At 71.5% G+C, this 26,986-nt stretch carries 25 protein-coding genes and 1 pseudogene; 11 read left to right on the top strand and 15 right to left on the bottom strand.

Annotated features, from left to right (window positions below; all coding sequences use genetic code 11):
* Positions 1–23: 23 nt before the first annotated feature.
* The 5 genes from IH68_RS0109045 to IH68_RS0109025 all read right to left on the bottom strand — a co-directional run bounded on the left by IH68_RS0109045 (position 24) and on the right by IH68_RS0109025 (position 6,576).
* Complete coding sequence (locus IH68_RS0109045) at positions 24–1,907, bottom strand: phospholipase C (RefSeq protein WP_030931163.1); 1,884 nt, start codon at positions 1,905–1,907, stop codon at positions 24–26.
* Positions 1,908–2,112: 205 nt separating this feature from the next.
* A complete protein-coding gene (efeB, locus tag IH68_RS0109040; protein WP_030931160.1) occupies positions 2,113–3,336 on the bottom strand; it encodes an iron uptake transporter deferrochelatase/peroxidase subunit in 1,224 nt (407 codons plus the stop codon).
* Positions 3,333–3,470 carry a hypothetical protein gene (locus tag IH68_RS56310; RefSeq protein ID WP_159403656.1) on the bottom strand — a complete coding sequence of 46 codons (138 nt, stop codon included), beginning with the start codon at positions 3,468–3,470 and terminating at the stop codon, positions 3,333–3,335. Before IH68_RS56310 ends, efeB begins: the two co-directional genes overlap by 4 nt.
* The gene (locus IH68_RS0109030) at positions 3,467–4,696 is read right to left on the bottom strand and encodes an EfeM/EfeO family lipoprotein (RefSeq protein ID WP_030931157.1); all 1,230 of its coding nucleotides are present in this window, start codon (positions 4,694–4,696) and stop codon (positions 3,467–3,469) included. Before IH68_RS0109030 ends, IH68_RS56310 begins: the two co-directional genes overlap by 4 nt.
* A gap of 212 nt (positions 4,697–4,908) precedes the next feature.
* Positions 4,909–6,576 (bottom strand): DNA alkylation response protein, encoded by a 1,668-nt coding sequence (locus tag IH68_RS0109025; RefSeq protein ID WP_030931154.1) that lies wholly within the window; start codon positions 6,574–6,576, stop codon positions 4,909–4,911.
* A gap of 72 nt (positions 6,577–6,648) precedes the next feature.
* On the opposite strand from IH68_RS0109025, the gene IH68_RS0109020 reads away from it, so the two are divergent.
* Positions 6,649–7,392: a PaaX family transcriptional regulator C-terminal domain-containing protein gene (locus tag IH68_RS0109020; protein ID WP_030931151.1), complete on the top strand. Its 744-nt coding sequence runs from the start codon at positions 6,649–6,651 to the stop codon at positions 7,390–7,392.
* A gap of 82 nt (positions 7,393–7,474) precedes the next feature.
* On the opposite strand, the gene IH68_RS0109015 is transcribed toward IH68_RS0109020, so the two are convergent.
* A complete protein-coding gene (locus IH68_RS0109015) occupies positions 7,475–8,278 on the bottom strand; it encodes a pectate lyase (protein WP_030931146.1) in 804 nt (267 codons plus the stop codon).
* Between the two features lie 32 nt (positions 8,279–8,310).
* Complete coding sequence (locus IH68_RS0109010; RefSeq protein ID WP_030931143.1) at positions 8,311–9,288, bottom strand: pectate lyase family protein; 978 nt, start codon at positions 9,286–9,288, stop codon at positions 8,311–8,313.
* Between the two features lie 344 nt (positions 9,289–9,632).
* Between IH68_RS0109010 and IH68_RS0109005 the strand changes: the two genes are divergently transcribed.
* Together IH68_RS0109005 and IH68_RS0109000 are read left to right on the top strand one after the other, a co-directional pair.
* On the top strand, positions 9,633–10,946 hold the full coding sequence (locus IH68_RS0109005; RefSeq protein ID WP_030931140.1) for a PHB depolymerase family esterase: 1,314 nt from the start codon (positions 9,633–9,635) through the stop codon (positions 10,944–10,946).
* Positions 10,947–11,240: 294 nt separating this feature from the next.
* Positions 11,241–11,618, top strand: coding sequence for a cation transporting ATPase C-terminal domain-containing protein (locus IH68_RS0109000; protein WP_030931137.1), 378 nt, complete (start codon positions 11,241–11,243; stop codon positions 11,616–11,618).
* 9 nt (positions 11,619–11,627) lie between these two features.
* Here the strand turns inward: IH68_RS0109000 and IH68_RS0108995 are convergent, their stop codons facing one another.
* Entirely contained in the window at positions 11,628–12,707 is a 1,080-nt protein-coding gene (locus IH68_RS0108995; protein WP_030931134.1) for an NADH:flavin oxidoreductase/NADH oxidase, read from the bottom strand.
* A 92-nt stretch (positions 12,708–12,799) separates the two neighbouring features.
* Here IH68_RS0108995 and IH68_RS0108990 point away from each other — a divergent pair, with 92 nt between their 5' ends.
* On the top strand, positions 12,800–13,165 hold the full coding sequence (locus IH68_RS0108990; protein WP_030931131.1) for an ArsR/SmtB family transcription factor: 366 nt from the start codon (positions 12,800–12,802) through the stop codon (positions 13,163–13,165).
* On the opposite strand, the gene IH68_RS0108985 is transcribed toward IH68_RS0108990, so the two are convergent.
* Both IH68_RS0108985 and IH68_RS0108980 read right to left on the bottom strand, forming a co-directional pair.
* Positions 13,088–14,485: a nucleobase:cation symporter-2 family protein gene (locus IH68_RS0108985; protein WP_030931129.1), complete on the bottom strand. Its 1,398-nt coding sequence runs from the start codon at positions 14,483–14,485 to the stop codon at positions 13,088–13,090. The two genes, IH68_RS0108990 and IH68_RS0108985, sit on opposite strands and share 78 nt — an antisense overlap.
* Before the next feature lie 129 nt (positions 14,486–14,614).
* Positions 14,615–15,970 carry an FAD-dependent oxidoreductase gene (locus tag IH68_RS0108980; protein ID WP_030931126.1) on the bottom strand — a complete coding sequence of 452 codons (1,356 nt, stop codon included), beginning with the start codon at positions 15,968–15,970 and terminating at the stop codon, positions 14,615–14,617.
* Positions 15,971–16,160: 190 nt separating this feature from the next.
* Here IH68_RS0108980 and IH68_RS0108975 point away from each other — a divergent pair, with 190 nt between their 5' ends.
* A complete protein-coding gene (locus IH68_RS0108975; protein WP_030931123.1) occupies positions 16,161–16,628 on the top strand; it encodes a DUF6214 family protein in 468 nt (155 codons plus the stop codon).
* 17 nt (positions 16,629–16,645) lie between these two features.
* Here IH68_RS0108975 and IH68_RS0108970 read toward each other — a convergent pair whose 3' ends face one another.
* Positions 16,646–17,302, bottom strand: a complete 657-nt coding sequence (locus IH68_RS0108970) for a TetR/AcrR family transcriptional regulator (protein WP_030931120.1) — start codon at positions 17,300–17,302, stop codon at positions 16,646–16,648.
* 171 nt (positions 17,303–17,473) lie between these two features.
* Here IH68_RS0108970 and IH68_RS52860 point away from each other — a divergent pair.
* A pseudogene (locus IH68_RS52860) lies at positions 17,474–17,611 on the top strand (DUF2630 family protein); the annotation flags it as partial.
* Between the two features lie 18 nt (positions 17,612–17,629).
* Here the strand turns inward: IH68_RS52860 and IH68_RS0108960 are convergent.
* From IH68_RS0108960 to IH68_RS0108950, 3 genes are all read right to left on the bottom strand, one after another.
* Positions 17,630–18,319, bottom strand: a complete 690-nt coding sequence (locus IH68_RS0108960) for an HAD family hydrolase (protein WP_030931117.1) — start codon at positions 18,317–18,319, stop codon at positions 17,630–17,632.
* Positions 18,316–18,990 (bottom strand): phosphatase PAP2 family protein, encoded by a 675-nt coding sequence (locus IH68_RS0108955; protein WP_030931114.1) that lies wholly within the window; start codon positions 18,988–18,990, stop codon positions 18,316–18,318. The genes IH68_RS0108960 and IH68_RS0108955 overlap by 4 nt, the downstream gene beginning before the upstream one ends.
* Before the next feature lie 81 nt (positions 18,991–19,071).
* The gene (locus IH68_RS0108950) at positions 19,072–19,620 is read right to left on the bottom strand and encodes a DUF5134 domain-containing protein (RefSeq protein WP_030931111.1); all 549 of its coding nucleotides are present in this window, start codon (positions 19,618–19,620) and stop codon (positions 19,072–19,074) included.
* A gap of 165 nt (positions 19,621–19,785) precedes the next feature.
* On the opposite strand from IH68_RS0108950, the gene IH68_RS0108945 reads away from it, so the two are divergent.
* From IH68_RS0108945 to IH68_RS0108930, 4 genes are all read left to right on the top strand, one after another.
* Positions 19,786–21,411 carry an FUSC family protein gene (locus IH68_RS0108945; RefSeq protein ID WP_030931109.1) on the top strand — a complete coding sequence of 542 codons (1,626 nt, stop codon included), beginning with the start codon at positions 19,786–19,788 and terminating at the stop codon, positions 21,409–21,411.
* A gap of 137 nt (positions 21,412–21,548) precedes the next feature.
* Positions 21,549–22,091 carry a MarR family winged helix-turn-helix transcriptional regulator gene (locus IH68_RS0108940; RefSeq protein WP_030931107.1) on the top strand — a complete coding sequence of 181 codons (543 nt, stop codon included), beginning with the start codon at positions 21,549–21,551 and terminating at the stop codon, positions 22,089–22,091.
* Between the two features lie 127 nt (positions 22,092–22,218).
* Complete coding sequence (locus tag IH68_RS0108935) at positions 22,219–24,783, top strand: cellulosome protein (RefSeq protein ID WP_030931105.1); 2,565 nt, start codon at positions 22,219–22,221, stop codon at positions 24,781–24,783.
* A gap of 24 nt (positions 24,784–24,807) precedes the next feature.
* Positions 24,808–25,101, top strand: coding sequence for a DUF1905 domain-containing protein (locus IH68_RS0108930; protein WP_030931102.1), 294 nt, complete (start codon positions 24,808–24,810; stop codon positions 25,099–25,101).
* Here IH68_RS0108930 and IH68_RS0108925 read toward each other — a convergent pair whose 3' ends face one another.
* A complete protein-coding gene (locus tag IH68_RS0108925) occupies positions 25,102–25,866 on the bottom strand; it encodes a VOC family protein (protein WP_030931099.1) in 765 nt (254 codons plus the stop codon).
* A gap of 178 nt (positions 25,867–26,044) precedes the next feature.
* On the opposite strand from IH68_RS0108925, the gene IH68_RS0108920 reads away from it, so the two are divergent.
* Entirely contained in the window at positions 26,045–26,959 is a 915-nt protein-coding gene (locus IH68_RS0108920; RefSeq protein WP_030931096.1) for a GNAT family N-acetyltransferase, read from the top strand.
* The last annotated feature ends 27 nt before the right edge of the window (positions 26,960–26,986 follow it).

Genomic DNA, 26,986 nt, shown 5'->3' with positions numbered 1-26,986 from the left:
CGCGGACCGTCCGGTGCAGACCCCTAGAGGGCGGCGTGCCCGATGCGCCGCTTGCGGCGGTACAGGGCGAACGCGGTGCCGGTGGCACCGGCGGTGAGCAGACCCGCGGCGACGGCTATCGGCAGCGCCGTCGATGCCGAGCCGGTGTCGGCGACGTTCTGCGCCTTCAGGTCCTGGACGTAGGGCGGGTAGGCGCCCTGGGCGGCGGCGGCGGTGACCGTCCCGCTGTGGTGCGGGATGCCCTTCACGGACTTGACCGAGCCGTCCGTGTTCAGCAGCACCTGCTTGTTGTTGGGGTGCTTGAAGTCGAACAGGCCGCTCAGGGAGCCGGAGCGCCGGTCGAAGGAGGCGTCACCGATGCGGCCGGTGTGCCAGTTGTTCTCGATGAACCTGGTGATCGACGCCTGCTCGGTGGCGGTGTGGTCGACCGAGTTGACCCTGCTGTAGGGCGAGATGACCAGCAGCGGCTGGCGGGTGCCGGGGCCGCAGCGGTCCGCGTAGCCGCCGGCCGCGGCCGGGCCGGACTGGCAGGCGGGGCTGTCCAGGGCCTTGCCGTTGGAGCCGACGGTGGAGTCCTTGGAGCCGTTGAGCACCTGGGCGGCCACGTGGTCGTACCAGCCGTCGGAGTCGTCGTAGGCGAGAACGACCGCGGTGGACTTCCACTGCGGCGACTGCTGCAGCGCGTTGATCTCCTTGATCAGGAAGTGCTGCTCGTCCGTCGGGTCCGAGTAGCCGGCGTGACCGTCCTGGTACTCGGCGGCCTTCAGGAAGCTCACCGCGGGCAGATTGCCGGCCTTGAGGGCCGCGTCGAAGTCCGTCAGGTCGTAGTTGTGGTTGGCCCGGCCGCCGTGACCGATCTCGGCGACGCTCTTGGGGGCCAGGTGGTGCGGGTTGGACGTCGACTTGTAGTACTCGAACGGCGAGTGGTGCGGGCTGTAGTCCTCCGAGGCCGCGCCGCCGATGTTGGCGTGGGTGGTGCCGCCGCACTTGGCGTAGTCGCCCTGCTTGCCGTCCCAGGCGGTGCTGGGCCGGAAGCCGCCCTGGAACCAACCCCAGCTCACATCCTTGGAGTTGAGCAGGTCACCGATGTTCTTGCCCTGCATGACCGCCAGCGCGTTGGTCGACGTGTGGTCCTTGTCCGAGCAGTCGTCGAAGGCGGGGTCCGGGTCGTTGACCAGCGTGCCGACGCCCCGGGCGTTCGGGGAGAGCACCGTGTACGGGTCCGGCGTCGAGGTCTGCTTGGGGTTCTCCGTGCCGGAGGCCGGGTCGACGGAGATCACGCCGTGGGTCTGGCCGGAGACCAGGTTGAGCGCGCCGGGGGTGGAAGGGCCGTAGACCGAGCTGAACGACTTGTCGTTGAGCGCGTAGTGCTGGGCGTAGTTCCACAGCGCCGTGACGGTGTTGCCGTCGTAATAGTCCATCACCAGGCCGGGCTCGCCGAAGAGCCCGCTGCACTTGTTGACCTCGGTGTTCTCGACGTACTTGTCGGCCTTGCCGCCGTCGGCCGCGTACTGCTCGGGGCCGTAGGAGTGGTTCTGGTCGCAGGTCATGGCCTGCGAACTGGCCAGCCGCTTGGGCTTGTAGAGGTTCGGGTTGTTCTTCAGGAGCCCGGCGTTGAGAAGGTTGTCCGCCTTCGGGGTGTGCGTCGCCGCCTTGAACTTGGTGCCGTCGGTGTTCGCGGCCTTCGGATACGTGGCGAAGTAGTGGTCGAACGAGATGTTCTCGTCGTAGATCACCACCAGGTGCTTGATCGGAGTGGCGGTGTGGGCGCCGGAGTGGGCCTGAACGCCGGAGGCCGCCGAGGCGGGGACGGCACCGCCCGCGCTCGCCAGGGCCGCCGCACCGAGCAGGGCGCCCATGCGCGTCAACTGCCGCCGCACCCTTGGGGTTCTACCTGTGCCGATCATGCTGTCTCGCCTTCCGGGAGCACCGAGTTCCACTGCATTCCACCGAATCCACTGCAACGGGATCGGTGGCCATGACATCTACGGCTGGATCCTGGGCAATGGTGGCGGCGGGGCGGGGGAGGGGCAATGACGCGTCAGCGAATGTTCGGTCAGGAAATCCTCATTGTCTTTTGGCGTGCTCTTGACCGGAATCGCCAGGGCGGGATCAGGCCAGCAGCGTGCGCCCCAGCCAGTCGGAGCCGTCCCGGACACCGGGCAGGGCGAAGAAGTAGCCGCCGCCGAACGGGGTGATGTAGTCGACCAGCGGCTCGCCGGCCAGCCGCTTCTGCACCGTCTCGAACTGGCGGCCAAGGTCCTGCTGGTAGCAGCAGAACAGCAGGCCCATGTCGAGGTTGCCGTTGCTGTCCGTGCCGCGGTCGTAGTTGTAGCCGCGCCGCAGGATGCGCTGGTCCTCGGTGGCGCCGGTACGCGGATTGGCCCGCCGGATGTGGCTGTCCAAGGGGATCACGTCGCCCTGGGGGTCCTGCGGATAGTTGGGGGTGTCGGTCTCGTGGCGTCCGTCCAGGGGTGCGCCGGTGTCGCGGGCGCGGCCGAACATCCTCTCCTGCTCGGTGATCGAGACACGGTCCCAGAACTCCACGAGCATGCGGATCAGCCGTACGACCTGATAGCTCCCGCCCACGGCCCAGTCGGGCTCGCCCGTGCCGCTGCCCACCCACACCAGGCGGTCCATGGCCCGGGCGTCGTGCCGGTCGGGGTTGGCGATGCCGTCCTTGAACCCCATGTGGTTGCGGGGCGTGCCCGAAGGCCGGGGCGGGCTGATGAAGCCGTCCATGCGCCAGCGCACCTGCATTCCACCGCGGGTGTGCCGGGTGAGGTCGCGCAGGGCGTGCAGCACCGTGTCCTGGTCGGCCGCACACAGCTGCACGCTCAGATCGCCGTGGCACCAGGCGGCATCCAGGTCGTCGTCGGGGAACGACGGCATCGTGGTGAGCCGGTGGGGCCTGCGGGAGCCCAGGCCGTAACGGTCGTCGAAGAGCGAGGCGCCGACGCCCACGGTGACGGTCAGGGCGTCCGCGGGGACGTCCGGGCCGAGGGTGCCGGAGTCGGCGGGCGGGCCGGTGATGCCCAACTCCTCCGGGCTGCCGCCGGAGGTGAGGAACCGGGCCCGGTCCGTCAACGTGCGCAACAGATCCGCCAGTTCGCCCCGGTTCTCCGCGGTCGCGTCGAAGGCCACGAACGCCGTGGCCCGCTGCGCAGGAGTGACGATGCCCGCCTGGTGCCGACCGTGAAACGCCACACGCGCACCCTCGCGGCGCGTCGCGGAGGCGGAGGCGACCTGGTGGTCGGCGCCCACGAGCCCGGCCCCGGCCACGGCGGCCGCACCGGCGAGGAGGCCGCGGCGTGCGATGTCGGGCGGCGGGGTCACGCGGCTCTCCGTATGTCGGTGGGGGTGGCCATGGTGGAGGCGGCCTGGTGGTCGGCGGCCATGAGCCAGGTCCCGGCTACGGCGGCCGCACCGGCGAGGAGGCCGCGGCGTGCGATGTCGGGCGGCGGGGTCACGCTGTCCTCCGTACGTCGGTGAGGGCGGCCACGTCGGCGAGCCGCTCGACCAGTTCACCCAGGTCCGCGTCGGTCTTCTCCCGCTGGGCACGGGGGAGGCGGTCCAGGGGTGTCCAGTGGCCGTCGTGCTCGGCGCCGTCGAGTGTGCGCCGGGCCCGGGCCATCCAGGCGTCCAGGCCGGACAGGCCCTTGTCGCGGGTCTTCAGCAGCGGACGCAGACAGCCGAGCAGCACGCGGGTGCCGTCGAGGTTGGCGCGGGCGGTGGCCAGGCTGGTGCCGCTGCCGTAGTCGGTACGGCCCGTCAGCTCGAACTGCACGGTGTTCTCCAGGATCTCGTGCGCGCGCAGACCGACGTCGGCCGGATCCATCCGCTGGTCGGGCCAGCTGTCCCGCAAGGAGTGCACGGCCTTGGCGAGCCGGCCCGCCGGCCCGCGCAGGCTGCTTGCCGACTCGCCGTGCCACAGCCCGTACTCGACCCGGTGGAAGCCCGTGAAGCCCGGGTCGTGAACCCCGCCGGACAGTCCCGCCGTGGTCCCGTTGATCGCCGAGTCCGCGTCGCCGAAGGTGCCGTAGGCGGCGCCCATCCGCTCGTACACCAGGTGCGCGGGAAGCCACGCGGCGCGGGCGGCCGAGAGGTCGCCGCGGTCGATCGCGTCGCGCAGCACGTCGGTCTTGTCCGCCAGCTCGACCGTGCGGGCCCCGATCCACTTCTGGTAGGCCAGTGTGGGCGGGATGAGCTGCTGCTGGGTCACCGGGACGGCGGCCGGACCGCTCCGCACGTTCCCGCCGGTGATGTGCACGGTGGGGCCGGTGACGGCGTCGGCGTCGTCGGGCAGGCACTTGAAGGCGTACGAGCCCTTGCCGAGCGTCACCCGTATCGGGCGCTCGGTCCCCGGGGCCAGCCCCTCGACCTCTCCGTAGACCGCGCCCGTCTTGGCGTCCGTCAGATAGACCTCGGCCGCAGTGCCGGAGGTGTTGTGCAGGTCGAAGACCTGACGGCCGGGTGCGGGACGGGTCCAGCCGCGGCCACAGGCGGCGGACGTGACCTCGACGGCGGTGTGCCGCAGCCCGTCGGCCGGCCTCGCCTGCTGCCGCCCTCCGCCGGAACCACCGGCGGCCACCGCCCCGGCCGCCACCGCAGCCACTGCCGCCAGGGCACCACCTGCGAGCAGCGCGGTGCGCCGCCGGGCCCGGGGGGCGGGTGGACCGGATGCGGTTTCGGGCATGCCGGCCCTCCTGGAAGTCGTACGAACGAGTCGGCGCCGAATGATCCTAAGCAGGCCGGAGGACCGCGACAGCGTTCCTGACCGGTTCCTGACCGGAGGAAGGGCCAGAATTCGGCCAGGGTTCACCTGCCCGTTCGGCAGCGTGGCGGCGTCTCACCTGCGAAGAACCCGTGTCCACGGCGCCTCCGTCCTGCCGCCGCCTCCCGCGTCGCTCAACTCCCGCCCGGTAGCGCCCTGTCCAGCACGGCGTCCAGATCGGCGGAGTCCGGCAGCGTGCCGAAGGCGTGTCCCCAGTCGCCGCCCAGCCGGGTCGCGCAGAAGGCGTCGGCGACGGCCGACGGGGCGTGCCGGACCAGGAGGGAGGCCTGCAGGGTCAGCGCCATCAGCTCCACCAGGCGTCGGGCGCCGGACTCGGACCCCGTGGCGAGCAGGCCCTCGAGCCGGGTCACGGCGGCATCCAGGCGGGCGTCCGCCCCCTGCGCCAGGGCGAGCTCGTCGAAGAGGGCCTGTGCGGTGCCGGGCTCACGCCGGAGCGCCCGCAGGACATCAAGGGCGTTGACGTTCCCGGAACCCTCCCAGATCGACAGCAGCGGAGCCTCGCGGTAGTGGCGGGGCATGCCCGACTCCTCCACATAGCCGTTGCCGCCGAGGCACTCCAGGGCCTCCGCGGTGAAGGCCGGGCCCCGCTTGGTGACCCAGTACTTGCCGACGGCGGTCGCGATCCGCCGGAACGCCGCCTCGCCCGCGTCCCCGCGCACCGCCCGGTCCGCGGAGCCCGCCAGCCGCAGGGTGAGCGTCGTTGCGGCCTCCGACTCCAGCGCGAGGTCCGCCAGCACGTTGCGCATCAGCGGCTCGTCGACCAGCCGCGCCCCGAACGCGCTGCGGTGCCGCACATGGTGCCCCGCCTCGACGAGCGTCTTGCGCATCAGGGTGGCCGACATCATCACGCAGTCGAGCCGGGTGCAGTTGACCATCTCGATGATCGTCTTGACGCCACGGCCCTCCGGCCCGACCAGCCAGGCCACCGTCCCGTCGAACTCAGGTTCCGAGGAGGCGTTGGACCGGTTGCCCAGCTTGTCCTTGAGCCGCTGGATGCGGAAGGTGTTACGGCTCCCGTCGGGCAGGATCCGCGGCACCAGAAAGCACGACAGACCCTCCGGGGCCTGTGCCAGCACCAGGAAGACGTCGCACATCGGCGCCGACGTGAACCACTTGTGCCCGCGCAGCTGGTACACGCCCGGCTCAGCGGTCGGCCACGCCGTGGTCGTGTTCGTACGGACGTCTGAGCCGCCCTGCTTCTCGGTCATCCCCATGCCGGCGAGCAGACCGCGCTTCTCGGTCGGCACCCGCAGCCCCGGCTCGTACACCCGGCTGGTCAGCAGGGGTTCGTAGATCTTCGCGAGCTCGGGCTGGGCACGCAGGGCGGGTACGGCCGCGTACGTCATCGAGGTGGGGCAGCCGTGTCCGGCGTCGGTGTGCCCCCACACCAGCCCTCCCGCGGTACGGGCGACATGGGCGCCGGGCCGGTCCTCCGCCCACGGTGTGGCGGCCAGCCCCTCGGCGACCGCGGCCCGCATCAGATGGTGCCAGCTGGGGTGGAAGTCGACCTCGTCGATCCGGTTGCCGTAGCGGTCGTGCGTGCGCAGCACCGGCTCGTGCACGTTGGCCTGCTCGGCCCACTCCTGCGCCTCGGCACTACCGGCCCGCAGGCCGATCTGCCGGACGTCCTCCTCGGCCCATCCGGCGCCCTCCCGGCGCAGCCCCTCCAGCAGGGCCGTGTCCTCGGAGGCGTCGTACGGCGTCAGAGCGGGCGGCTGGTTGGTGACGTCGTGCGTGTCGTACTGCCGGCGGGGCTGCGCGGGCGCGGGTGTCGAGACCATACAGCCATGTTGCACCTTTACTGCGGCCGCAGCAATGATGCAACAAGAGGCTCGCACGTAAAGTACCTGCCCATGCGGATGAACATGGCGGCGCAGCCCGGTGAGGTCGACCTGCCGCCGCTGTCCGCGCGGTCGGTCGTGCTGAGCCTGCTGCTGGGCACGCATCCTCCGGAGCTTCCGGTGAAGGAGCTCGTCCGCGCGGTGGAGCCCTTCGGCGTCGGCGGCTCCACGCTGCGTGCCGCGCTCAGCCGGATGGTGGCCGCCGGTGACCTGCGGCGCACCGATGCCGTCTACCGGCTCAGCGACCGCCTGCTGGCCCGCCAGCGCCGCCAGGACGAGGCGGTTCAGGCCCGCACGCGCGCGTGGGACGGCGACTGGGAGATGGTGGTGATCACGGCGACGGGCCGCGGCCCCGCCGAACGCGCCGACCTGCGCACCCGGTTGACAGCCCTGCGCCTGGCCGACCTCCGCGAGGGCGTCTGGCTGCGACCCGCCAACCTCACCCGCTCCCTGCCGGACGACCTGGAACAGGTGGCCCAGTCCTACACTGCCCGCCCCGACCGGCCTGCGCGTGAACTGGCCGCGCAGCTGTGGCCGTTGGACGCCTGGGCCGCCACCGCCCGGTCCCTGCTCGCCCATGTGGCCGAGGCGCACCGCCCGGCCGACCGCTTCGCCGCCTTCGCCGCGGTCGTCCGCCACCTGCTCGCCGACCCCGTGCTGCCGCCCGAGCTCCTGCCTGCGGACTGGCCGGGCGCGACGCTGCGTGCCGCGTACGCGGCGTACCAGGGGGAGATCACGCGGTCGATCGGGCACTGAACCGTTCGGGCACCGACACGACGGCGGCCGTACGAAGCGCCGTGCGGGTGCGCTTCGTACGGCCGGGTTCACCGTGGGGGGCCTACTTGTAGGTGATGTCCGAGCTCGCGTACTTGCAGTACGTGCCGTCGGGGCCCGAGCCGTTCTTGGGCGGTTCGGCGCCCGTGTTGTTCCCGATGTACTTCTGGCAGGGCACGATCTTCTTGCTGCTGTCCCCGACGATGGTGATCTTCTTCAGGGTCGCGCTGTCGCCGTAGTTGGTGTTGATCCCGACCAGCGCGCTGCCCTTGTAGGTCGCCTCGATGGTATTGAGGTTGATCGTCCGCTTGTACTGCGTCTTGCAGTTGCCGCAACTGCGGACCAGCTTGCCGAAGTTCTGCACCGCGAAGTTGGAGACGTTCAGCGTGCCGGCGCCGTTGAACTGGAACACCTTGTCGCCGGCTTCCTTCGCGCCGCCGCCGGAAACGGTGTACACGTTGGACGAAGAGGAGCCCCGGAAGGTCGCCGCGTCCTCGCCGACGTCCTCCCACCACACGTTCTGCAGCGTGCAGCTGCCCTCGCAGTGGATGCCGTCCGCGGCGGGAGCGCCGATGATGACGTTCTTCAGGACGGTCCCGGCCGCCAGGTCCAGGATCGGGTCCTGGTCCTCGTTCTGGCCTCCGGTGCCCAGGTCTCCGCTGCCGTAGAGGCGCTTCATCCCGTAGTCCTTGGTGCCGGAGAGCTTGATGGTGGCGGTGACGGCCTGGCTGCCGTTCGCCGTGGGCCAGGTGGCGGCGCTCGCGGGCGATGCACCGCCTGTCATGATCATGCCAACCGAGAGTCCGAGTGCGGCCAGGCCTCCGGCGAGTGCGCGCCGGCGGGCGCGCGGAAGTGCTGGTGAAGTCATGTCCCGATGCCTTCCTCCGGTGGGGGTGGTGGTCAGAGCCTTCCGGCGCCCGCGCCGCCGGTCACCGAGGCGACCACGGACGAGGCGGGCTCGGCGCTGTAGCTGTAGGGCGGGCTGGTGAAGGCGCCGACCCGCGAGATCTCGGTCGCGGCTCCGCCGAGGTCGTTCCCGCTCAGGTTGGCGTAGCCGTCCTCGTCGCTGTCGCGGTTGGTGGTGACGGCGACCTGGGTGTCGCGGAACACGTTGTTCTGCACGAACATCTGGGCGCCCATGCGAGAGTGCACGGCGGTCTCGGCGCCCACGACGTAGTTGTTGTAGAAGTGTCCGGTCCCGAACCGCAGGCTGGGGATGCGGGAGTTGACGTCGTTGAACCAGTTGTGGTGGTACGTCACCCGCAGATGCCCGGTGTCCTCGCTCGCGTTGTTGTCGCTGTGCCCGACGAGTGAGCCCTTGTAGTGGTCCTTGACGGTGTTCCAGGACACGGTCACGTAGTCGGAGGCGTGCGTGATGTCGACCAGGCCGTCGTAGTAGTCCTTGCCGTGGTCGCGGTCGGACGACAGCGAGTTGTGGTCGATCCACACCTTCGTGGAGGCCTGGACGGTGATGGCGTCCGTCTTGACCGCCTTGCTGAGGTTCAGGTTGCGGATGACGACGTTGGACACCTTCTTCAGACGCAGTCCGCCGCCGGTGAACCCGGATGACGGACCGACGCCCAGGACCGTGGTGTTGGAGCCGATGTCGACCTGACCGCTCAGCGAGATCAGGCCGCTCACCTTGACGACTTTCGCGGTGCTGCCGGAGACCGCCGACTTGAAGGCGCTCAGCGTCGAGACGGTCACCGCCGTGGCGCTGCCGCCGCCGGTCGTCCCGGCGCCGAACCCGACCGGCGAGGATTCCGCCGCCCCGGCCGGCTGGGGGAGCGTCAGGGCGGACACCGTCGCGAGGGCGGCCGCCACGGCCACCACGAGGGCGGACCTTTGCGCGTGTGTACGTGGGGGGTGAGTACGCATGCGGGTGCGTCCCTTCAGGAGGACTTGCTTGATCGCGTACATGAACGACGTACGTCATGCTGAACTCCGCGCGCGAGTAGAGCGCCAGGCGGGCCTGTGGGGAGCGCCTGCCGGTCACACTGCTGAACGGAACGTAGAGGGCAAGCGCTTTCTAGTCAACGCTTTGCGCAGAAGGCATCAGGGAAGGCCCGGCGAGCAGTAAGGGTTGTCTCGAACTGTGCGGGCGAGCCATGGAGAGTCGCGTGGGAGCGCTTCCATGGCGGTCGTGTCCATGCCACCATGCGGGCGGATCCTGCCTGAGAACGCCCCCTGCCCACACCTCGTGCCGAGAAAGGGACCCCGACGTGCCCACCCCCACCCGCACCTCCACCGGGAGACTCCTGCGGACGGCGCTCCTGACGCTGATCGCCGCGCTGGTGCCGTTACTCGCCGCGGTGACCCTCACCGCGCCCCCGGCCGCCGCACGCACCGCCGTCCCCGCCGCGACCCTCACCGAGGTCACCGACTTCGGCACCAACCCCAGCAACCTGCAGATGTACCTGTACGTGCCGGCCGGCGTCACGGCGCACCCCGCGGTCGTGGTCGCCGTGCACTACTGCACCGGTTCCGGACCGGCCATGTACAACGGCACCGAATGGGCCCAACTCGCCGACACCCACGGCTTCGTGGTGATCTACCCGTCGGTCACCCGCGCCGGCAAGTGCTTCGACGTCTCCTCGCCCCAGGCCCTCAGACGCAACGGCGGCAGCGACCCCGTCGGCATCAAGTCGATGATCGACTGGGTCACCCGCACCTACCACGCGGACCAGAGCAAGATCTACGCCACCGGCATCTCCTCCGGGGCGATGATGACGAACGTCCTGCTGGGCGACTACCCCGACGTGTTCGCGGCCGGCGCCGCCTTCTCCGGCGTGCCGTTCGGCTGCTTCGCCACCACCGACGGCTCCGAGTGGAACAGCGCGTGCGCGAACGGCAACGTCACCCACACCCCGCAGGAATGGGGCGACCTGGTCCGCGGCGCCTACCCCGGCTACACCGGCCATCGCCCCCGCATGCAGTTGTGGCACGGCACCGAGGACGCGACGCTGCGCTATCCCGACTTCGGGGAGGAGATCAAGCAGTGGACCAACGTCCTGGGCGTCGGCCAGACCCCGGCCGCCACGGACTCGCCCGCCTCCGGCTGGACCCGCACCCGCTACGGCTCCACCGGTGACCAGGCCCCCGTCGAGGCCATCAGCCTCCAGGGCGTCGGCCACAACCTCTACAGCTCCGGCATGGCCTCCCGCGCACTGGCCTTCTTCGGCCTCGACACGGCCGGACCCGCACCGCAACCCCAGCCCGCCGCCTGCAAGGTGACCGCCACCACCAACGCCTGGAACACGGGCCTGACCGCCTCCGTGACGATCACCAACACCGGTACGACGACGATCAACGGCTGGCAGCTCGGCTTCACCCTGCCCGCCGGTCAGGCCATCACCAACGGCTGGGGCGCCACCTACACACCGGCGACCGGCGCGGTGACGGCCACTAGCGCCTCGTACGACGGCACACTCGCCCCGGGCGCGGGCGTCACCATCGGTTACCAGGCGAGCCACACGGGCAACAGCGCGGCCCCGGCCGCCTTCACACTCAACGGAACGGCCTGCACGAGCAGTTGAGGTCCGGCAACGACGACGGCCGGGGCGCCCGGCTCCGGCCGACGTGATCTTCGGGCCCGACATGGATCCGAAGTGATCAGCCTCTCCTCGCGGCCGGCAGGAATGTCGGTCCGCTAGGGCGGGGGACCTCGCATTTCGCGATGCTGCTGGTGAACCTGCTCACGGACATGTTCCCGGCGATGGCGGTCTCGGTGACACCGGAAGCGGCGGGGGACCCGCACCCCGACTCGCCGGAAGCGCGAACGCTGCCGAAGGACCGAGCCGCCGGGCACCTCACTCCTCGGCGCACCTCTGATGCGCAAGATCCGCCACCGCGCCCTCACCACCACCCTGGGCGCGACCACGGCCTGGCTGTTCGGCCGCATCACACCGGGCACGGCCCGCCGCTCCGCCACGATGGCGCTGTGCGCCCTCGTCGGCACCAAGCTCGACCGGACACTGGCCGACCGCCGCAACAGCCCGCTGGTGGCCGCGACCGCCCTCGGCTCGGCGGCCGCCCTGTTCGTCGTGGTGGAGACCCCGGGCCTCAGCCGGCTCTTCGGCTGCACCCCGCTCGGCCCGCTCGCCTGGACCGGTGTCGCCGCGGCGATCGCGGTCGCGGTGGCCGGCCAGCGGGCGGTGCCGCACGTGGAGCGGGCCGTGCTCCGCCATGTGCCGGCCGGGATGCGGTGAGGGCGTCGCTCAGACCGACCGGTGGTACTGGTCGGGCACGTGCACCTCGCCGCCGAGTTCCCGCGCGGCGGCCCGTGCCCAGGACGGATTGCGCAGCAGTTCGCGCCCGAGCAGCACGGCGTCCGCCTCCCCGTTGGCGAGGATCTTCTCCGCCTGCTCGGCATCGGTGATGAGCCCGACGGCGGCGACCGGCATCGTCGTCTCGGCCTTCACCCGGGCGGCGAAGGGAACCTGGTAGCCGGGGCCGACGGGAATGCGGACGCCCGACGCGTTGCCGCCGGTGGACACGTCGACGAGATCGATGCCGTGGGCGTGGAGGTCGGCGGCGAAGCGGACGGTGTCGTCGGCCGTCCAGCCCCCGTCCTCCAGCCATTCGGTGGCCGAGATGCGGAAGAACAGCGGCTTGTCCTCCGGCCACACCTGCCGTACGGCGTCCACGACTTCGAGGGCGAAGCGGGTGCGGTTCTCGTAGGAGCCGCCGTAGGCGTCGGTGCGGTGGTTGGAGTGCGGGGAGAGGAACTGGTTGATCAGGTAGCCGTGGGCGCCGTGGATCTCGGCGACCTCGAAACCGGCGGCCAGGGCCCGGCGTGCGGCGTCCGCGAACTGGCCCACGACCTCCTGGATCTGATCAGTGGTCAGCTCGGTCGGCACCGGGTGCTTGTCGTCGAAGGCGATCGCGCTCGGCGCGAGCGCCTGCCACCCGTGTGCGTCCGTGCCGACCGGCGCGCCGCCCTTCCAGGGCCGGTCGGTCGAGGCCTTGCGGCCGGCGTGTGCGAGCTGGATTCCCGGCACCGTGCCCTGCGAGACGAGGAAGCGCGTGATGCGGCGGAAGGCCTCGACCTGGGTGTCGTTCCAGATGCCCAGGTCGTACGGCGAGATACGGCCCTCGGGCGAGACGCCGGTGGCCTCGACGATGATCAGCCCGGTGCCGCCGGCCGCGCGGGCCGCGTAGTGCGCGAAGTGCCAGTCGTTCGGTGCGCCGGTCTCCGGGCCCTGAGGGGCGGCCGAGTACTGGCACATCGGGGGCATCCAGACCCGGTTCGGGATGGTCACCTCACGCAGGGTGAAGGGCTGGAAGAGGGCGCTCATGGGGAGCTGCTCCGTTCTCGCGGGACCGAAGGACGGTTCGTACGATAGGCATCGTAGTACGGCAGGTGTCAAACTACGATGCCTCTCGTACAATGGACGGCGTGAGTACCACCGCCCCTGCCGCCGCCGGCCGTGATCTGCCGCACCCCGCGCGTGCCGAGATCCGGTTGGAGGCCGTGCTGCACTCGCTCTCCGACCCGATGCGGCTGCAGATCGTGCGAGAGCTCGCCGCCGACGGCGACGAGCTCTCGTGTTCGCAGTTCGAGCTGCCGGTCACCAAGTCCACGTCCACGCACCACTTCCGGGTGCTGCGCGAGGCGGGGGTCCTCCGGCAGTGCTACCGGGGCACGGCCAAGATGAACGGCCTGCGCCGGGAGGACCTAGACGATCTCTTCCCGGGGCTGCTCGACAGCCTGCTCGCCGCCGCCGCTCGGCAGGCCGTCCGCCTCGGCGGCTGAAGTCGCCGCTGAAGTCGCCTTCGAGGGAAGGTGGTTGAAGAGCAGGTTCAGCAGGATCGCCGTCAGACAGCCCGCGCTGATGCCGCTGTTCATCACGGTCTGGAACCAGTCCGGGAACTTCGCGTAGACCGTCGGCACGCCGACCGGCAGCATGCCCACGGCCACCGACACCGCCACGACCGTGAGGTTGTGGTTGTCCTTGAAGTCCACCTGGGCGAGGGTCCTGAGGCCGCTCGCGGCCACCGTCCCGAACATCACCAGTCCCGCCCCGCCGAGCACCGGCGCGGGTATCGCCGCGACCACGGCGCCCAGCTTGGGCAGCAGGCCGAGCAGGACGAGGATGCCGCCCGCGGTGGCCACCACCCAGCGGCTGCGCACCCGGGTCATTCCGACGAGGCCCACGTTCTGCGCATACGCCGTGTACGGGAAGGTGTTGAACACGCCGCCCAGCACGGTCGACAGACCGTCGGCGCGCAGACCGTCCGCCAGCGAGCGCTGCTCGACCTTCCGTCCGGTCATCCCGCCGACCGCGATCAGGTCACCGGTCGTCTCGGTCATCGTCACGAGCGCCACGACCAGCATCGAGATGATCGCCGAGGTGTGGAAGCTGGGTGCCCCGAAGTGGAACGGCGTGCTGATGCCCAGCCAGTGGGCGTCACCGACCCCGCTGAAGTCCGTGAACCCGAAGGGAACCGCCACCGCCAGCCCCACCGCGATGCCGATCAGCACCGCGATCCGGCTCAGGAATGCCGGCGCGAACCGCTGCACACCCAGCACCACCGCCAGCACGAACCCGGCCAGGGCCAGGTTCTTCGGCTCCCCGAAGTCCTTCGCACCGACGCCGCCCGCGGCCCAGTTACCCGCGACCGGCAGCAGCGACACCCCGATGATCAGGATGACGGTTCCGGTGACCAGCGGCGGGAAGAAGCGCAACAGCCTGCCGAAGACCGGAGCGAGCAGCACGATCGCGAGCCCCGCGACGATCACCGACCCGTAGATCGCAGGCAGTCCGCCGCCCGTCGTCCCGATGAGCACCATCGGTGACACGGCCGCGAACGTACAGCCCTGCATGATCGGCAGCCGCACCCCGAAGCGCCAGAAGCCCACGCACTGGATCAGCGTCGCGATGCCGCACACCAGCAGATCGGCGGTGATCAGATACGCCAGGTCCGCGGGCGACAGCTTCATCGCACCGCCCACGATCAGCGGCACCGCCACCGCGCCCGCATACATCGCGAGCACGTGCTGCAGACCGAAGGCGGCCAGCTGCCGTACGGGCGGGACCTCGTCGACGGGATGGACGGGGGTGGTCGTAGCCATGGGCACTCCAGAGCGGCGGCGGGGAGGGGGGCATCCGAACAGCACGAGACCGTAAGCCACTTGAACAGTTTGTTGATTGCCGGGTTGTTGCCGATGTGTGTCCTGCCCACTCGACGCCGTTCGACTCTGCTACGACGCCTGCTGCGAGCCCGCCGCCCGTGCCGCCGCCAGCAGCGACTCCCAGTCCGCCAGCTTCACGACACTGCGCCCGAGGGAGGCCCCGAGGGCCGCCTCGGCCTGCTCGATGGCCTGCCAACCCGCCCACGACACCGGTTCGATCCCCTCGGCGCGCAGCGCCGCCAGCGGATCCTCCGGAACCTCCTTGCGTACGAGCACGGGGGCGTCCTCGAGCAGCGACAGCACCGTCTCCTTGGCGCACGGACGGTTGGTGCCGATGACGCCCGTCGGGCCGCGCTTGATCCAGCCGGCCACGTACTCGCCCGGCGCGACCACTCCCGCGCGCAGCACGCGTCCGGCCAGATGCGGCACGGTGCCGCTCGCCGCGTCGAACGGCAGCCCCTCCAGCGGCACCCCGCGATAGCCCACCGAACGCAGCACCAGCTGCGCCTCGATGTCCTCGTAGCGTCCCGTGCCCGTCACGCCGCCCTGCCCGTCGGGCTCCGTCCGCTCGAAGCGCACCGCCCCCACGCGCCCGCCGTCGGCGAGCAGTTCGACCGGGCGCAGGAAGAAGCGCAGCCGGATGCGGCGCGGGGCGCCCTGGGGCGGCGCCTGGGCCCAGCCGCGCAGGACGTCCACGTTGCGGCGCTGGACCGCCGGCAGCGCGGCGGGATCCGCGTAACCCGGATCCAGCTCCAACTCCGCTGGTTCCACGGCGAGTTCGGTGTCCGGGAGGCCGCCCAGCTCGCGCAGTTCCTTGGTCGTGAAGCGGGCCTGGGAGGGGCCGCGGCGGCCCACCATGTGGATGTCGCTCACCCGGCTCGCAGCCAGCGAGCTGAGCGCCGCCTGTGGCATGTCGGTCGGGCTCAGTTCCGCCGGACCCCGGGCCAGCATCCGCGTGACGTCCACCGCGACGTTCCCCAGGCCGATGACCACGGCCGACCGGGCGTCGCGTAGGAAACCGTCGTCGGCGGAGTCCGGATGGGCGCTGTACCAGGACACGAACTGCGTCGCCGACCAGCTGCCCGGCAGGTCCTCGCCCGGGATCCCCAGATGGCGGTCGGTGGCGGCACCCACGCAGTACACCACCGCGTGGTACAGCTCGCGCAGCCGGGCGGCCGGCAGCCCGCCGGGGCCGACCTGGATGCCGCCGAGGAACCGCACCCGCTCGTGCTCCAGCACGGTTCGCAGGTTGTTCTGCAGCGACTTGATCTTCTCGTGGTCCGGTGCGACGCCGTAGCGCACCAGGCCGTAGGGGCACGGCAGCCTGTCCAGGACGTCGACGAGCACCCCGGAGTCCAGCTGGACGAGGTTCTGGGCGGTGTAGACCCCGCTCGGCCCGGAACCGACGACGGCGACACGCAACACGGCGGAACTCCTTACGAGAGGAGATCGCTGACGGCTCCAGCATCGCACCGCCGGTGCTCCGCTGACAGGGTGCAGGCGCGGTACCGACGTGCGTGTCCCCCCTCGCTGAATGTGATCAAGTGGTTACGTTCCGCGTGTGCTAGACGCATCCTTTCTTAATCTTTCTGATCGTTGTCCGACGGACGGCACGGTGTCCGTATGGCCCGCGTGGGAAGTGCGGGAGGACGAGCGCGCCACCTCGTGGTTCACCGTCCGGCTTGCGTTCACCGACGGTGCCCGGATCGACGCGCTCGCCGTGGTCTGCGAGGGCTGTGCCTCGCTGGAGGAGGTCCGCTCCCAGCCGGCCCTGTCCCTGCACGACCTCGCGGAACTCGCCGAGTGGATCGAGGAGCCGCTCTTCGAGGCGTGCGGCCCCGGGGTGGATCCGGCCGCCGGGGGCGAGGGATCCGTGGTCCCCCGGCGGGCCCGCCCCGCCTGGCCCCCGGGCGTCGAGGGCCGCTGGCTCGTCGCCAAGGAGTACCGCGCGGCACAGGAAGGGGGCTTCGACCCCGTTCTCGCGGTGATGTGCGCGACCGGCCACAGTCGCCGCAAGTCGCTCAGACTGATCTCGCAGGCGCGCGACTCGGGCTTTCTGTCGCCTCGTCACGCGCGTCGCTGAGCGGACCGGGCCCCGGGCTACTCACCGGTCGCGAAGAACCGCGAAAGATCCTTCTCGTACGTCGCGCCGGAGGCCGCCGCGGTGTCCGGCGGCACGCCCATCTCCCAGTCGAGCCGGTAGCGCTGGAACAGCTCGGCCCGCAGGGGCGTGATCGGCATCGGCACGTTCGGCAGTACCATCGCGTAGACGGCACCCATCAGCTGGGAACGCAGCATGGGGTAGTCCACGTCGACGTCCTGCGACCCGTTCCGGGCGACGACGTCCCGCAGCACTTCGGCGAGGCGCTGCTGCTCCGGGCACTGCACGAAGCCCTCCGCCTGCAGCAGCCCGGCCATGTGCTGGCGCATCAGCACGGGCCGGTCCCGGGCCAGACGCAGAATCGCGTCGATGGCCCGCGCCATCCGCTCCCGGCCGTCCTCGGTGTGCGGCTCGCGCTCCACCGCCTCCTCCAGCGTGCGGTGCATCAGCCGGTGCACCGCGGACTGCACGAGCTGGCGTTTTCCCGGGAAGTAGTACGACACGAGGCCGCGCGCCGACCCCGCTCTGTCGGCGATGTCGCCCAGCGTCGTCGCCTCGTAGCCGTGCTCGCCGACGAGTTCGACGGCCGCCTGCAGGAGCCGCTCCCGGGAACGTCTCCGCAACTCTTCATTGACCGAGGCGCTGCGCGGGGACATGCTGTAACTCCTGCGTTGACTGGCTGCCAGCCAACTATACTCAGAACGTCCTGATCGGAGCTCCATAGGGGCTGGTCAGGGCTGCCGTCTGCTTCGGGCGACGCGGGGGATCGTCCGAGGCGGGCGGCCTCATCGCCCTGAAGGTGTCCTCAGGCTACTTTTCCGGGCCGGCGCGCGTGTGTGCTGGAACGCGAACTGGACCAGTGCCGGGACCTGTTGCGGCAGCGGCGCGCGAAGGCCGAGTTCGGGGAGAATCCGGACGACGCGCAGGTGCGGCCGTCCTCGCAGGTGGAGGGCTGTCAGGGCTGACCGGGCGGCCCGCGGCGGTCAGCCTGTCAGCTCCAGCACTGGAAGCAGCCCGTCCGGCCGCTCGGCCGCCGGCAGATGGTCCACCAGGTGCACCCGGCAGCCCAGGGCCGCCGCGCCGCCGTCCGCCCGCCGGTCGTCGCCGACCATCAGGGTCTCGCGCGGATCGACCTCCAGCGCCTCGCAGGCCACCGCGAACAGCCGTGGGTCGGGCTTCTGGATGCCGTGCTCGTACGACAGGACGTAGGCGTCCACGTACCGGTCGAGACCGTGCTCGCGGAGGACCGGACGCAGATCCCAGCCGATGTTGCTGACCACGCCGATGCCGACCCCGCGCTCGGCCAGCGCGTGCAGCACCTCGGCTGCGTCGGGGTACGGGGTCCACGCGGCCGGCGTCTTGTGCCGGTCGTACAGCGCGTCGTGCAGTCCCGGGTCGGGGAGCGGTACTTGGCGGGAGAGCCCGGTGTAGGCGGCCCGGTGCAGTTCGGCGCTCTGGTCCCGGATCCGCCACACCTCGGCGAGTTCCTCGGGCAGTTGCGCCGGATTCGCACCGCCGGGCAGGGCACCCGCCATGTGCAGCGCCTTTGCCGCCTGCGTCAACTCCGGCTCCGGCAGCGTGATTTCGGCGTCCTCCAGCACGGCACGAAGCCAGGACGCGGTGGACTCGATGCGGAAGAGGGTGCCGGAGAAGTCGAACAGGACAGCCGTCATGAGTGGATCTTACGTTGGTGGACCACCACGGCCAGCGCCACCAGCATCGCCCCCAGGAGCCAGCCGCCCACCACGTCGGAGGGCCAGTGCACGCCCAGCCATACACGCGTGAGGCCCACCCCGAGCACGGAGACCACCCCCACGGCCAGCGCCGTACGCCACACGGCGCGGCCGGGGCCGTAGCGGTGCAGGAGCCACAGCAGCAGGCCGCAGACGACTGTTGCGGTCATCGCGTGACCCGAGGGGAAGGCCGCGTAACTCGCCGAGTCGACGGGGTCGGGCCAGACGGGGCGCGGGCGGTCGACCGCGGCCTTGAGGGTCTGTTGCAGCAGGCCGGCCAGGGCGCAGGTGGCCGCCAGCCACAGTGCCGTCCACCATGCCGAGCGCCGCCACACCAGCCACACCACGGCGGCCGCGCACACCAGGCGCATCGTCAAGGGGTCCCAGACCCAGTCCGTCAGGATGCGGAAGGCGTGGGTGAGGCCGGATTCGTCGACGGCCCAGCGGTGGGTGGTGCGGGCGATGTCGCCGTCGACGGTGATCATCGGGTGCCACTTGACGGCGACCAGGGTGAGCAGCAGCGCGGAGCACAGAGTGAGCGCGACCGCGGCGCGGGTGGCGGTGCGGTGGTCCGGCGGGCGGGGCGGGGAGTCGACGGGCGGGCGGTGCATGCATTGATCCTCGCCGACCGGCGGGGTGCAAGGCCAATGCCCCGGTCGATGCACGCTCCCCGGCGGCGTACGTGCCCCGCGTCAGAGCGTGATCAGCATCGCCACCATCGCGATCCCCATCGACAGCCGGCACGCCCGCGCCAGTTCCGGACGGTCGCCCCAGCCCACCGACCCGCCGCCGGCCGTGGCCCCGACGGGCATCAGTCGGACGCCTGCCAGCAGCACGAATCCCGTGAAGTAGAGCAGCAGCACCCCTGTCACCAGCGGGACCCCGCCCGAACCCCCGTGCCCGGCATGGTGGCCCGGGGTGGCCGCCATCACGACCGCCATGTAGACCATGGCCGAGGCGCCCACCAGGTGGTGCAGATGGTGCGCGTTCGTCCGCGCCGCCCACAGGGCGCGCAGCGCGGCGGCGCCGAAGACGGCCGCGTAGCCGGGCCAGGCCCATGTCGGCGGGCTGAATGCCGCTGCCGGCACGGCCATGGCGGCCATGCCGAAGCCCATGAGCGCCTCGCCGCCCGCGGCCCGGCGCTGCTCCTCGACCGCGCTGCGCATCCGCAGCAGGCAGTAGGCCCCGGTCGCCGCGCACAGCGCGACCAGCAGCCAGCCGGGCGAAGCCGGTCCGTGCACGCGCACCTCCCTGCTCGACGGTGTCGACAGTCGGTGGTTGCCCGCAGCACGCGGCGCGCACGCAAGCGCAAGGATGTACACGGGGAGCATTCGTGGGAGCACAGCAGGTGAGCGAGTGCCACGGATAATCCTTTACTGGTAAAACACCTGCTAAACTCATGCCCCATGAACCGTGCGACCCCCACCTCCGCCATGCCACGTGTCCGCCGTCTCCCGCTGGCGGGCGTGCTGCGTGTGGGCCGCCCCGCGGACATCTGGTTCAAGCCCGCGCTGAGCGTGGTCGCCTCGGTCGCCCCGCCCAATCTGACGCTGCTGGCGCTCGGCAGGCTCGACCTGGCGATGTACACGATGGCCGGGTCGCTGTGCGCGCTGTATGCCCACAACCGCCCCTACGCCGCCCGGGCCCGAGCCCTGGCCTGGGTGGTCCTCGGCATGGTCGGCGGTCTCGCCGTCTCCCTGGTCGCTGCCTCGCTCACCGGCAGTGCCGTCCTGCTGGTCACGATCGGCGCGCTGCTGGCCGCCCTGCAGAAGGCGCTGTGCGACGCGACCCGCATCGGCCCGCCCGGCAACGTCGTCCTGACCTTCATCACCTCCGCGTCCCTCTTCGCCCCGCAGACCCTCGGCGAGGTCCCCGCCCACCTCGCGCTGGCGCTCGCCGCGGGCGGCTGGGCCTGGGTGGTCGGCATGGCCCCCGCGCTGCTGCGCCCGCACGGACCGGAGCGCCGGGCCACGGCGGCCGCCCTGAGGGCCGCGGCCGCATACGCCGTCACCCACGGGACCGGCGACGGCCACGCCCGGGCCCGTGCCGCGGCGGCCGCCGCCGTCCAGGCCGCCTGGCAGCCGCTTCTGGCCACCGGCGACACCCGCACCCGACGTGCCCTCGAACGCCTTGTCGTCCGCGCCGAAGTCGCCCTCGCCGTCCCCGCGGACACCGACCCCGAGCAGCTGCGCACCTGGGCCCGCGAGCTGACCGGGACCGGACCTGTCCCGGAGGTCCACGACCCGGCAGCCACCGCCGAACTCCTCGGCGTGGACGCCGAACTCGCCGCTTCGCCCCGCCCGTCGTGGCGGCGACTCTGCCCGCTCGCCCCCATCGCCGTACGCACCGCCCTGGGCTGTGCCCTCGCCGGCTACGCCTCCCTCGCCCTCGGCATCGGCCGCCCCTACTGGGCGCTGGTCACCGCCGCCTCCCTCTACCAGGCCAACCTCGCCCTGACCTGGAGCCGGGGTGTCCAGCGCGTCGTCGGCAACCTCGTCGGTGTCCTGCTCTTCGCCGCCGTCGTCCCGCTCGCCCACCTCGGCCCGGCGGCCCTCGTGCTGTGCTGCCTCGCCTTCAACTTCGGCGCCGAGGCCCTGATGGGCCGCAACTACTGGCTCGGCAGCGTCTGCGTGACCCCGATGGCCCTGCTCATCACCGAGTTCACCCGATTCCAGGAGCCGGGGCAGCTGATCACCGAGCGGGTCGTGGACACCCTCGTCGGCGCCCTGGTCGGCTTCCTCGCCGCCGTCGCCGTCACCAACCGCCGCGCAGGCAGCCGTGTCGAGCACGCGCTGTCCGCCGCCGAGCGTGCCCGCGAGCACGCCGCCCGCCTGCTGGCCGAGCCCGCCCCCGCACCCGCCGATCTGGAGGCCGCCCGCCGCTCCCTCGCCGCCTCCCTGGCCGACCTGCGCGCCACGGTCGACGCCGCGTCCGGCGAGTGGTGGCAGCGCGCCCTGCCCCAGGAGCGGGTCGTGCGCGCCGAGCAGGCCGGACACCGTACGCTCGCGGCGACGGCAAGAGCCTGTGGCTGAACCCCGGCCGGATCAGCGCACGTCGTCCGGTGCGTGCGAGCGTGCGTGCCAGGCGGCGGGCGCCCGGCCGGGGGTCAGCCACAGGCTCTGAGAGACCAGGGACTGCACCGGAGCGCGAGAGCGGAGGGCGTACGGCCATGACGGCAGCGAACGGACGGCAGGCGGGGGCGACCAGGGGCGAGGACACCGTCTCCGCGGTCGTCCGGCAGTGGCAGGCCGTCCACCCCGACCTCGACACCGGCCCCATGGAGATCATCGGCCGTATCAACCGCTGCGCCGCCCTCCTCCAGCAGGCCGAGGACGCCCCGCTGCGCCGGGCCGGCCTCAGCCGCCCCGAGTTCGACCTGCTCGGCGCCCTGCGCCGCACCGGCCACGAACTGACCCCCGGCGAACTCGCCCGCGAGACCTTCTCCTCGGGTGCCGCCGTCACCAAACGCCTCAAACAGCTCACCGAGCGCGGCCTGGTCGAGCGCCGCGGCGACACCCGCGACCGCCGCGTCGCCCACCTCCGCCTCACGGACGCCGGCCGCGAGCTCGTCGACGGCATCCTCCCCGAACAGCTGGCCTACGAGACCTCCGTACTGGCCGTCCTCGATCCACAGGGACAGGGTGAACTGGCCGGCCTGCTGGGCGAGTTGCTCGGCCGACTCGAGGGCCGCCTCGGCGCGCTGCGCGTCTGAACGGCCGCCTCCGGAACTTTCGGAGGCCGTATGCCCGTTGACGTGATCGACACCAGCTCCCTACGTTCGACCAGGCCGGTTCGGATCGCCGACTGGCGTACGACATGCCGAACGAGAGGGCGATGCCGTGACAGCCGAAACGCTCACTGTCGACCTGGGCACGGAGACCGGCCCCTTCCACGGCGGCGCGAGCGGCACGCTCTACGGCCTGTACGGCGACGGCGTGCCCAGCCGCGCCGTCGTCGAGGGCATGTACGTCCGCACGGTCACCACAAAGGCGCAGGACGGCATCCAGCACCCCGGCGCCGACGCCCTGGAGATCCTGCCGTCCTTCGTCGCGGCGGGCGGCAAGGACGTCTACGTCTACCTGACCGACATCCACCGCGGTTTCCCCTACGAGTGGCCGGGCGCCACCGGCGAGGAGCGGCTCACCGCCTACCTGGCGAGCATCCGCCGCCAGGTCGCCCAGGTGCAGAAGCTGGGCGCCCTCAAGTCCCATGTCGTGTACGTGCCGTTCAACGAGCCCGAGGGCAACATGTTCGGCACGGGGGAGTGGAGCTACGACCAGGTCTCCTGGCACGCCGAGCCCGGCCCCTACTTCGCGGCCTGGCAGCAGGCGTACGACCTCATCAAGGGCCTGGACCCGGAGGCACGCATCGCCGGCCCGAACACCTGCATCCTCTATCCGGAGGTGCGCGGCTTTCTGGAGTTCGCGCGCGAGCACGGTGTGCTCCCCGACGTGATCACCTGGCACGAGCTGTCCTCGCCGGACGAGGTCCGCAGGAACGTCGCCAAGTACCGTGAGCTGGAACGGGAGTTGGGAATCGTCCCGCTGCCCGTCAACCTCAACGAGTACGCGCACAACTACCATCTGTCCGTCCCCGGGCAGATGATCCAGTGGATCGCCGCGATCGAGGAGTCCAAGGTCGACGCCGACATGGCGTACTGGAACATCGCAGGCAATCTCAACGACTCGGCGGTCGAGGCCAACAAGGGCAACGGCCAGTGGTGGCTCTTCAACGCCTACGGGCAGCTGTCCGGCAACACCGTCCGCGTCATCGCACCGCACCCCAACGTCCAGTACACGCTGCAGGGCATCGCCACTCTCGACCGGCTCAAGCGGCAGGCCCGCGTCCTGTTCGGCGGCGCGGGCGGCGCCGCGGACCTCGTCATCGAAGGCATCGACCCGGACGTGTTCGGTACGGCCGCCCATGTACGCCTCCAGGAGATCTCCTGGAGCGGCCAGGTCGGCGCGAGTGCCCAGCCCCTGCGGCTGCTCGACGCCGAACTGCCCGTCACGGACGGCCGGGTGACACTGCCCCTGACCGACCTCGACGAGATGTCCGCCTACCAGCTGATCCTGGCCCCCGGCGGTCACGGCGCCACGCTGCTGCCGCCCGCGGCGGGGCGGCGGCTGACCTACGAGGCCGAGGACGCCACGTACACGGGTGGCGGCTATGTCAAGCACGGTCCCGAGGGATCCCCTTCCGACGTCGACAAGTTCGCGACCTCCGGCGGCCACCACATCGGCGGCCTGCGCACCGGCTCCGACGGCGTGCTCGCCTTCGACGTCGAGGCCCCGCAGGACGGGACGTACGACCTGCGGGTCTTTGCCAATTCCCACAACCTGGCCGACCTGGTGCGCGAGCACGGCCCCACCAACGTCTTCCTGCGCATCGACGGCAAGGACCCGCGCGAACTGCGACTGCCGCTCGGCTACAAGTGGGCGGTGTGGGGACACACCGACACCGAGGTCGAGCTGACTGCCGGCCCGCACCGGATCACCCTCGCCGCGCAGGACCCCGACCTCGGCACGACCAAGGGGGACGCGGTCGTCGACAAGCTGGACCTCGTCCTGCGCGACGACCAGGAGGCCCTGTACGAAGCCGAGTTCGCCACCCTCGACGCGGGTGCACGGGTCAGCTACGCCGACCTCGGCGCCTCCGGACCCGGCGCCGCCGTCCTCCCCCGGGGCGGCACCGTCACCTTCTGGGTGCACGCCGCCGACGACGGCGAGGCGACGGTCACCGTCGACCTGCTGGGCCCCGGCGAGGGCCTGCTCACGGTCAACGGCGAGGAGCTCGGACCCGTGCAGCGGGCCGCCGTCCCGCTCTTCCTGGCCGGCGGCATCAACAAGGTCACGGTCACCGGGACTTCGGACCGCCTGATCGTGGACCGGCTGTGCGTCGCCGCCTCCCGCTCACTGCTGCCCACGTACGTGTCCGCCGCCGAGGAAGGCATCCTGACCGGCACCGCAAGGGTGACGGGACGCTCGTACGCCATCGGCGGCAAGGCGGTCGACGGCATCGGCGCCGGCCCCGGCAACGCGCTCACCCTGACGGTGACGGCCGAACGCGCCGGACGCCACGCGCTCACCATCCGCTACGCCAACGGCGAGCAGGCACCCGCCACCCACTACAACCCCGACCCTGTCTGCCGCCACGCCGACATCTCCGTCAACGGCGCCGCCCCGCAGCGCGTCCTGTTCCCCACCACCTTCCACTTCAACAACTTCTGGAACCTCTCCGTCCCCGTCACCCTCGGCCAGGGCGCCAACACGCTCACCTTCACCGCCGACGAACTCCCCGACTTCGACGGCCACACCAAGAACGCATACGGCCAGCGCTCGGCGTACGCCCCGGTCATCGACCAGGTGACGGTGACACCGCTGGCCCGAGGGGCCCTATCGTGACGGGCACGAGAAAGGGGCCTGATGCTGGAATTCACGTTCGCCGGCCGGGTGATCGAGTGGCGCGGCCCGGCGCCCTACTACTACCTGCCCGTGCCCGACGAGGAGTCCGCGGAGATCCGTGAGGTCGCGGCGATGGCCAGCTACGGCTGGGGCGTGATCCCCGTGGCCGCGCGGATCGGCGAGGTCGACTTCGAGACCTCGCTGTTCCCCAAGGACGGCGGCTACCTGCTGCCGCTGAAGGCCGCCGTCCGCAGGCCCCGGCAGATCACCGTCGGTGACGAGATCACCGTCGACATGACCGTCCGGCCGGACCCCTGATCAGTGCTCGTCGCCCGCCCGGTACACCCCGAACATCGCCGCCTGCGGATCCCGCAGCACCGCGATCCGCGGGCCGTCCGGCACCGAGGTGGGCTCCATGAGGACGGTGCCGCCGGCCTCCGTCGCCGTGGCCGCGCAGGCGTCCACGTCGGCCACCGCGAAATACGGCAGCCAGTGCGGCGGCACCTCGGGCGGGAACTTCTCGTCCATCCGCACCATGCCGCCGAAGTCCGCGCCGTGGATGCCCCATTGCGTGTAGTGCTCCGAAGCGCTGATGCTCCAGCCGAACACGGTCGTGTAGAAGCTCTCGGCCCGTTCGGGCGCACGGGTCAGCAGCTCCACCCACCCCAGTGAGCCGGGCGCGTTGAACAGCCCGGCACCCGGGAAGGCCCGCGCCTGCCACAACTGGAAAGCAGCACCCGCCGGATCGAGCGCCACCGCGAAGCGGCCCACGTCGAGCACGTCCATCGGGCCCAGCAGAACCGTCCCGCCGGTCGCGGTCACCTGCGCGGCTGCGGCATCCGCGTCCGCCACCGCGAACGACACGTTCCATGCGACGGGCTGCGACTCCTGGTACAGCGGGGTCAGCGCGGCGACCGCGGCGTCCCCGAGGTGCGCGACCGTGTATCCGCCCGCCTCCTGACGCGGATCCGTCTCGCTGCGCCAGCCGAACAGCTCCGCGTAGAACCGCCTGGCCGCCGCCAGGTCGCTGGTCCCGAGCTCGGTCCAGCAGGGCCCGCCGGTCACCGGCTTGTCGAGCTTCATGGGGTGTCCTTCCGAAGCCTTGGGCGAACAGTGGCCCCTCCAGCACGCCAAGCCCGGCCCCGCCCTCCGGCCATCCGGCCGAACCCCTCGCGCCCGGCACCGCCCCCGACGTACCCTCGCCCACGTACCGCACCGCATGGCGGCCTCCAGCCCACCTCTCCGCTTCCGGAGGTTCCGCATGCCCGCGCCCACCGTGCGCCCCTTCCGCCGCGACGACCGCGACCAGCTCACCGACCTGATCAACGCACACGTCGCCGCCGTCGTCCCCGGCGTCTCGGTCTCGGTGAACACCGTCCTCGGCGACCTGGAGCGACAGCCCGGCGAGTTCATCACCGACCCCTGGGTCGCCGAGCGCGTCACCTTCGTCGCCGAGCAGCGCCACCATGTCGTAGGCGCTGCACACCTGCTGCGCTACCGCTCCGGCGCCGAGGTCGGCGAGCACTACCGGGACGCCGGTGAGATCGACTGGTTCGTGTACCGGCCGCCGGCTTCCTTCTGGCCCGACGCCGAGGAAGCCGCGGACCAGCTGATGGCCGCGTGCCTGGCTCAGTTCGCCCGCTGGGACGTACGCGTCCGCTACGCCGACGGCGCCGTCCCGGCCCCGATCGTCTACGGCCTGCCCCGCAACTGGCCGCACATCCGCGCCGTCTACGAACGGTCGGGCTTCCGCCACATCGGAGACACCGAGGTGGTCCTGATCGCGCGGGTGGCCGACCTGCCGGCCCGCGAACCCCGTCCGGGCGTGAGGTTCGAGCGCTCGCTCGGGGAGTGCGGCACCCGTTTCACTGCCTACGTCGACACACGCGTGGCGGGCTTCATCGAGGTGGACACCGCCCTGACCCGCCCCGAACGCCACGCACGCGGGGCAGGCCTCGCCGACATCGGCAACCTGCACATCGATCCGGCCTCCCACGGCGAGGGCCTGGAGCGACAGCTGCTCGCCCAGGCCGCCGACTGGCTGGGCCTGTGCGGCACGGACCGTCTCTTCGCCTACGAGCCGGCCGACGACAAGGCAGCCGTCGACCTCCTGCTCGCCGCGGGTTTCCGGGAACTCACCCGCACCGACCGCCGCTGGGAACACCGCCCGCACTGAACCCGTCGGGCGACGAGAGCACCGAAC

Origin of the sequence: Streptomyces sp. NRRL S-646, assembly GCF_000720765.1 — a bacterium.
Taxonomy (GTDB): Bacteria; Actinomycetota; Actinomycetes; order Streptomycetales; family Streptomycetaceae; genus Streptomyces.
This window is presented reverse-complemented; position numbering and strand designations above follow the sequence as displayed.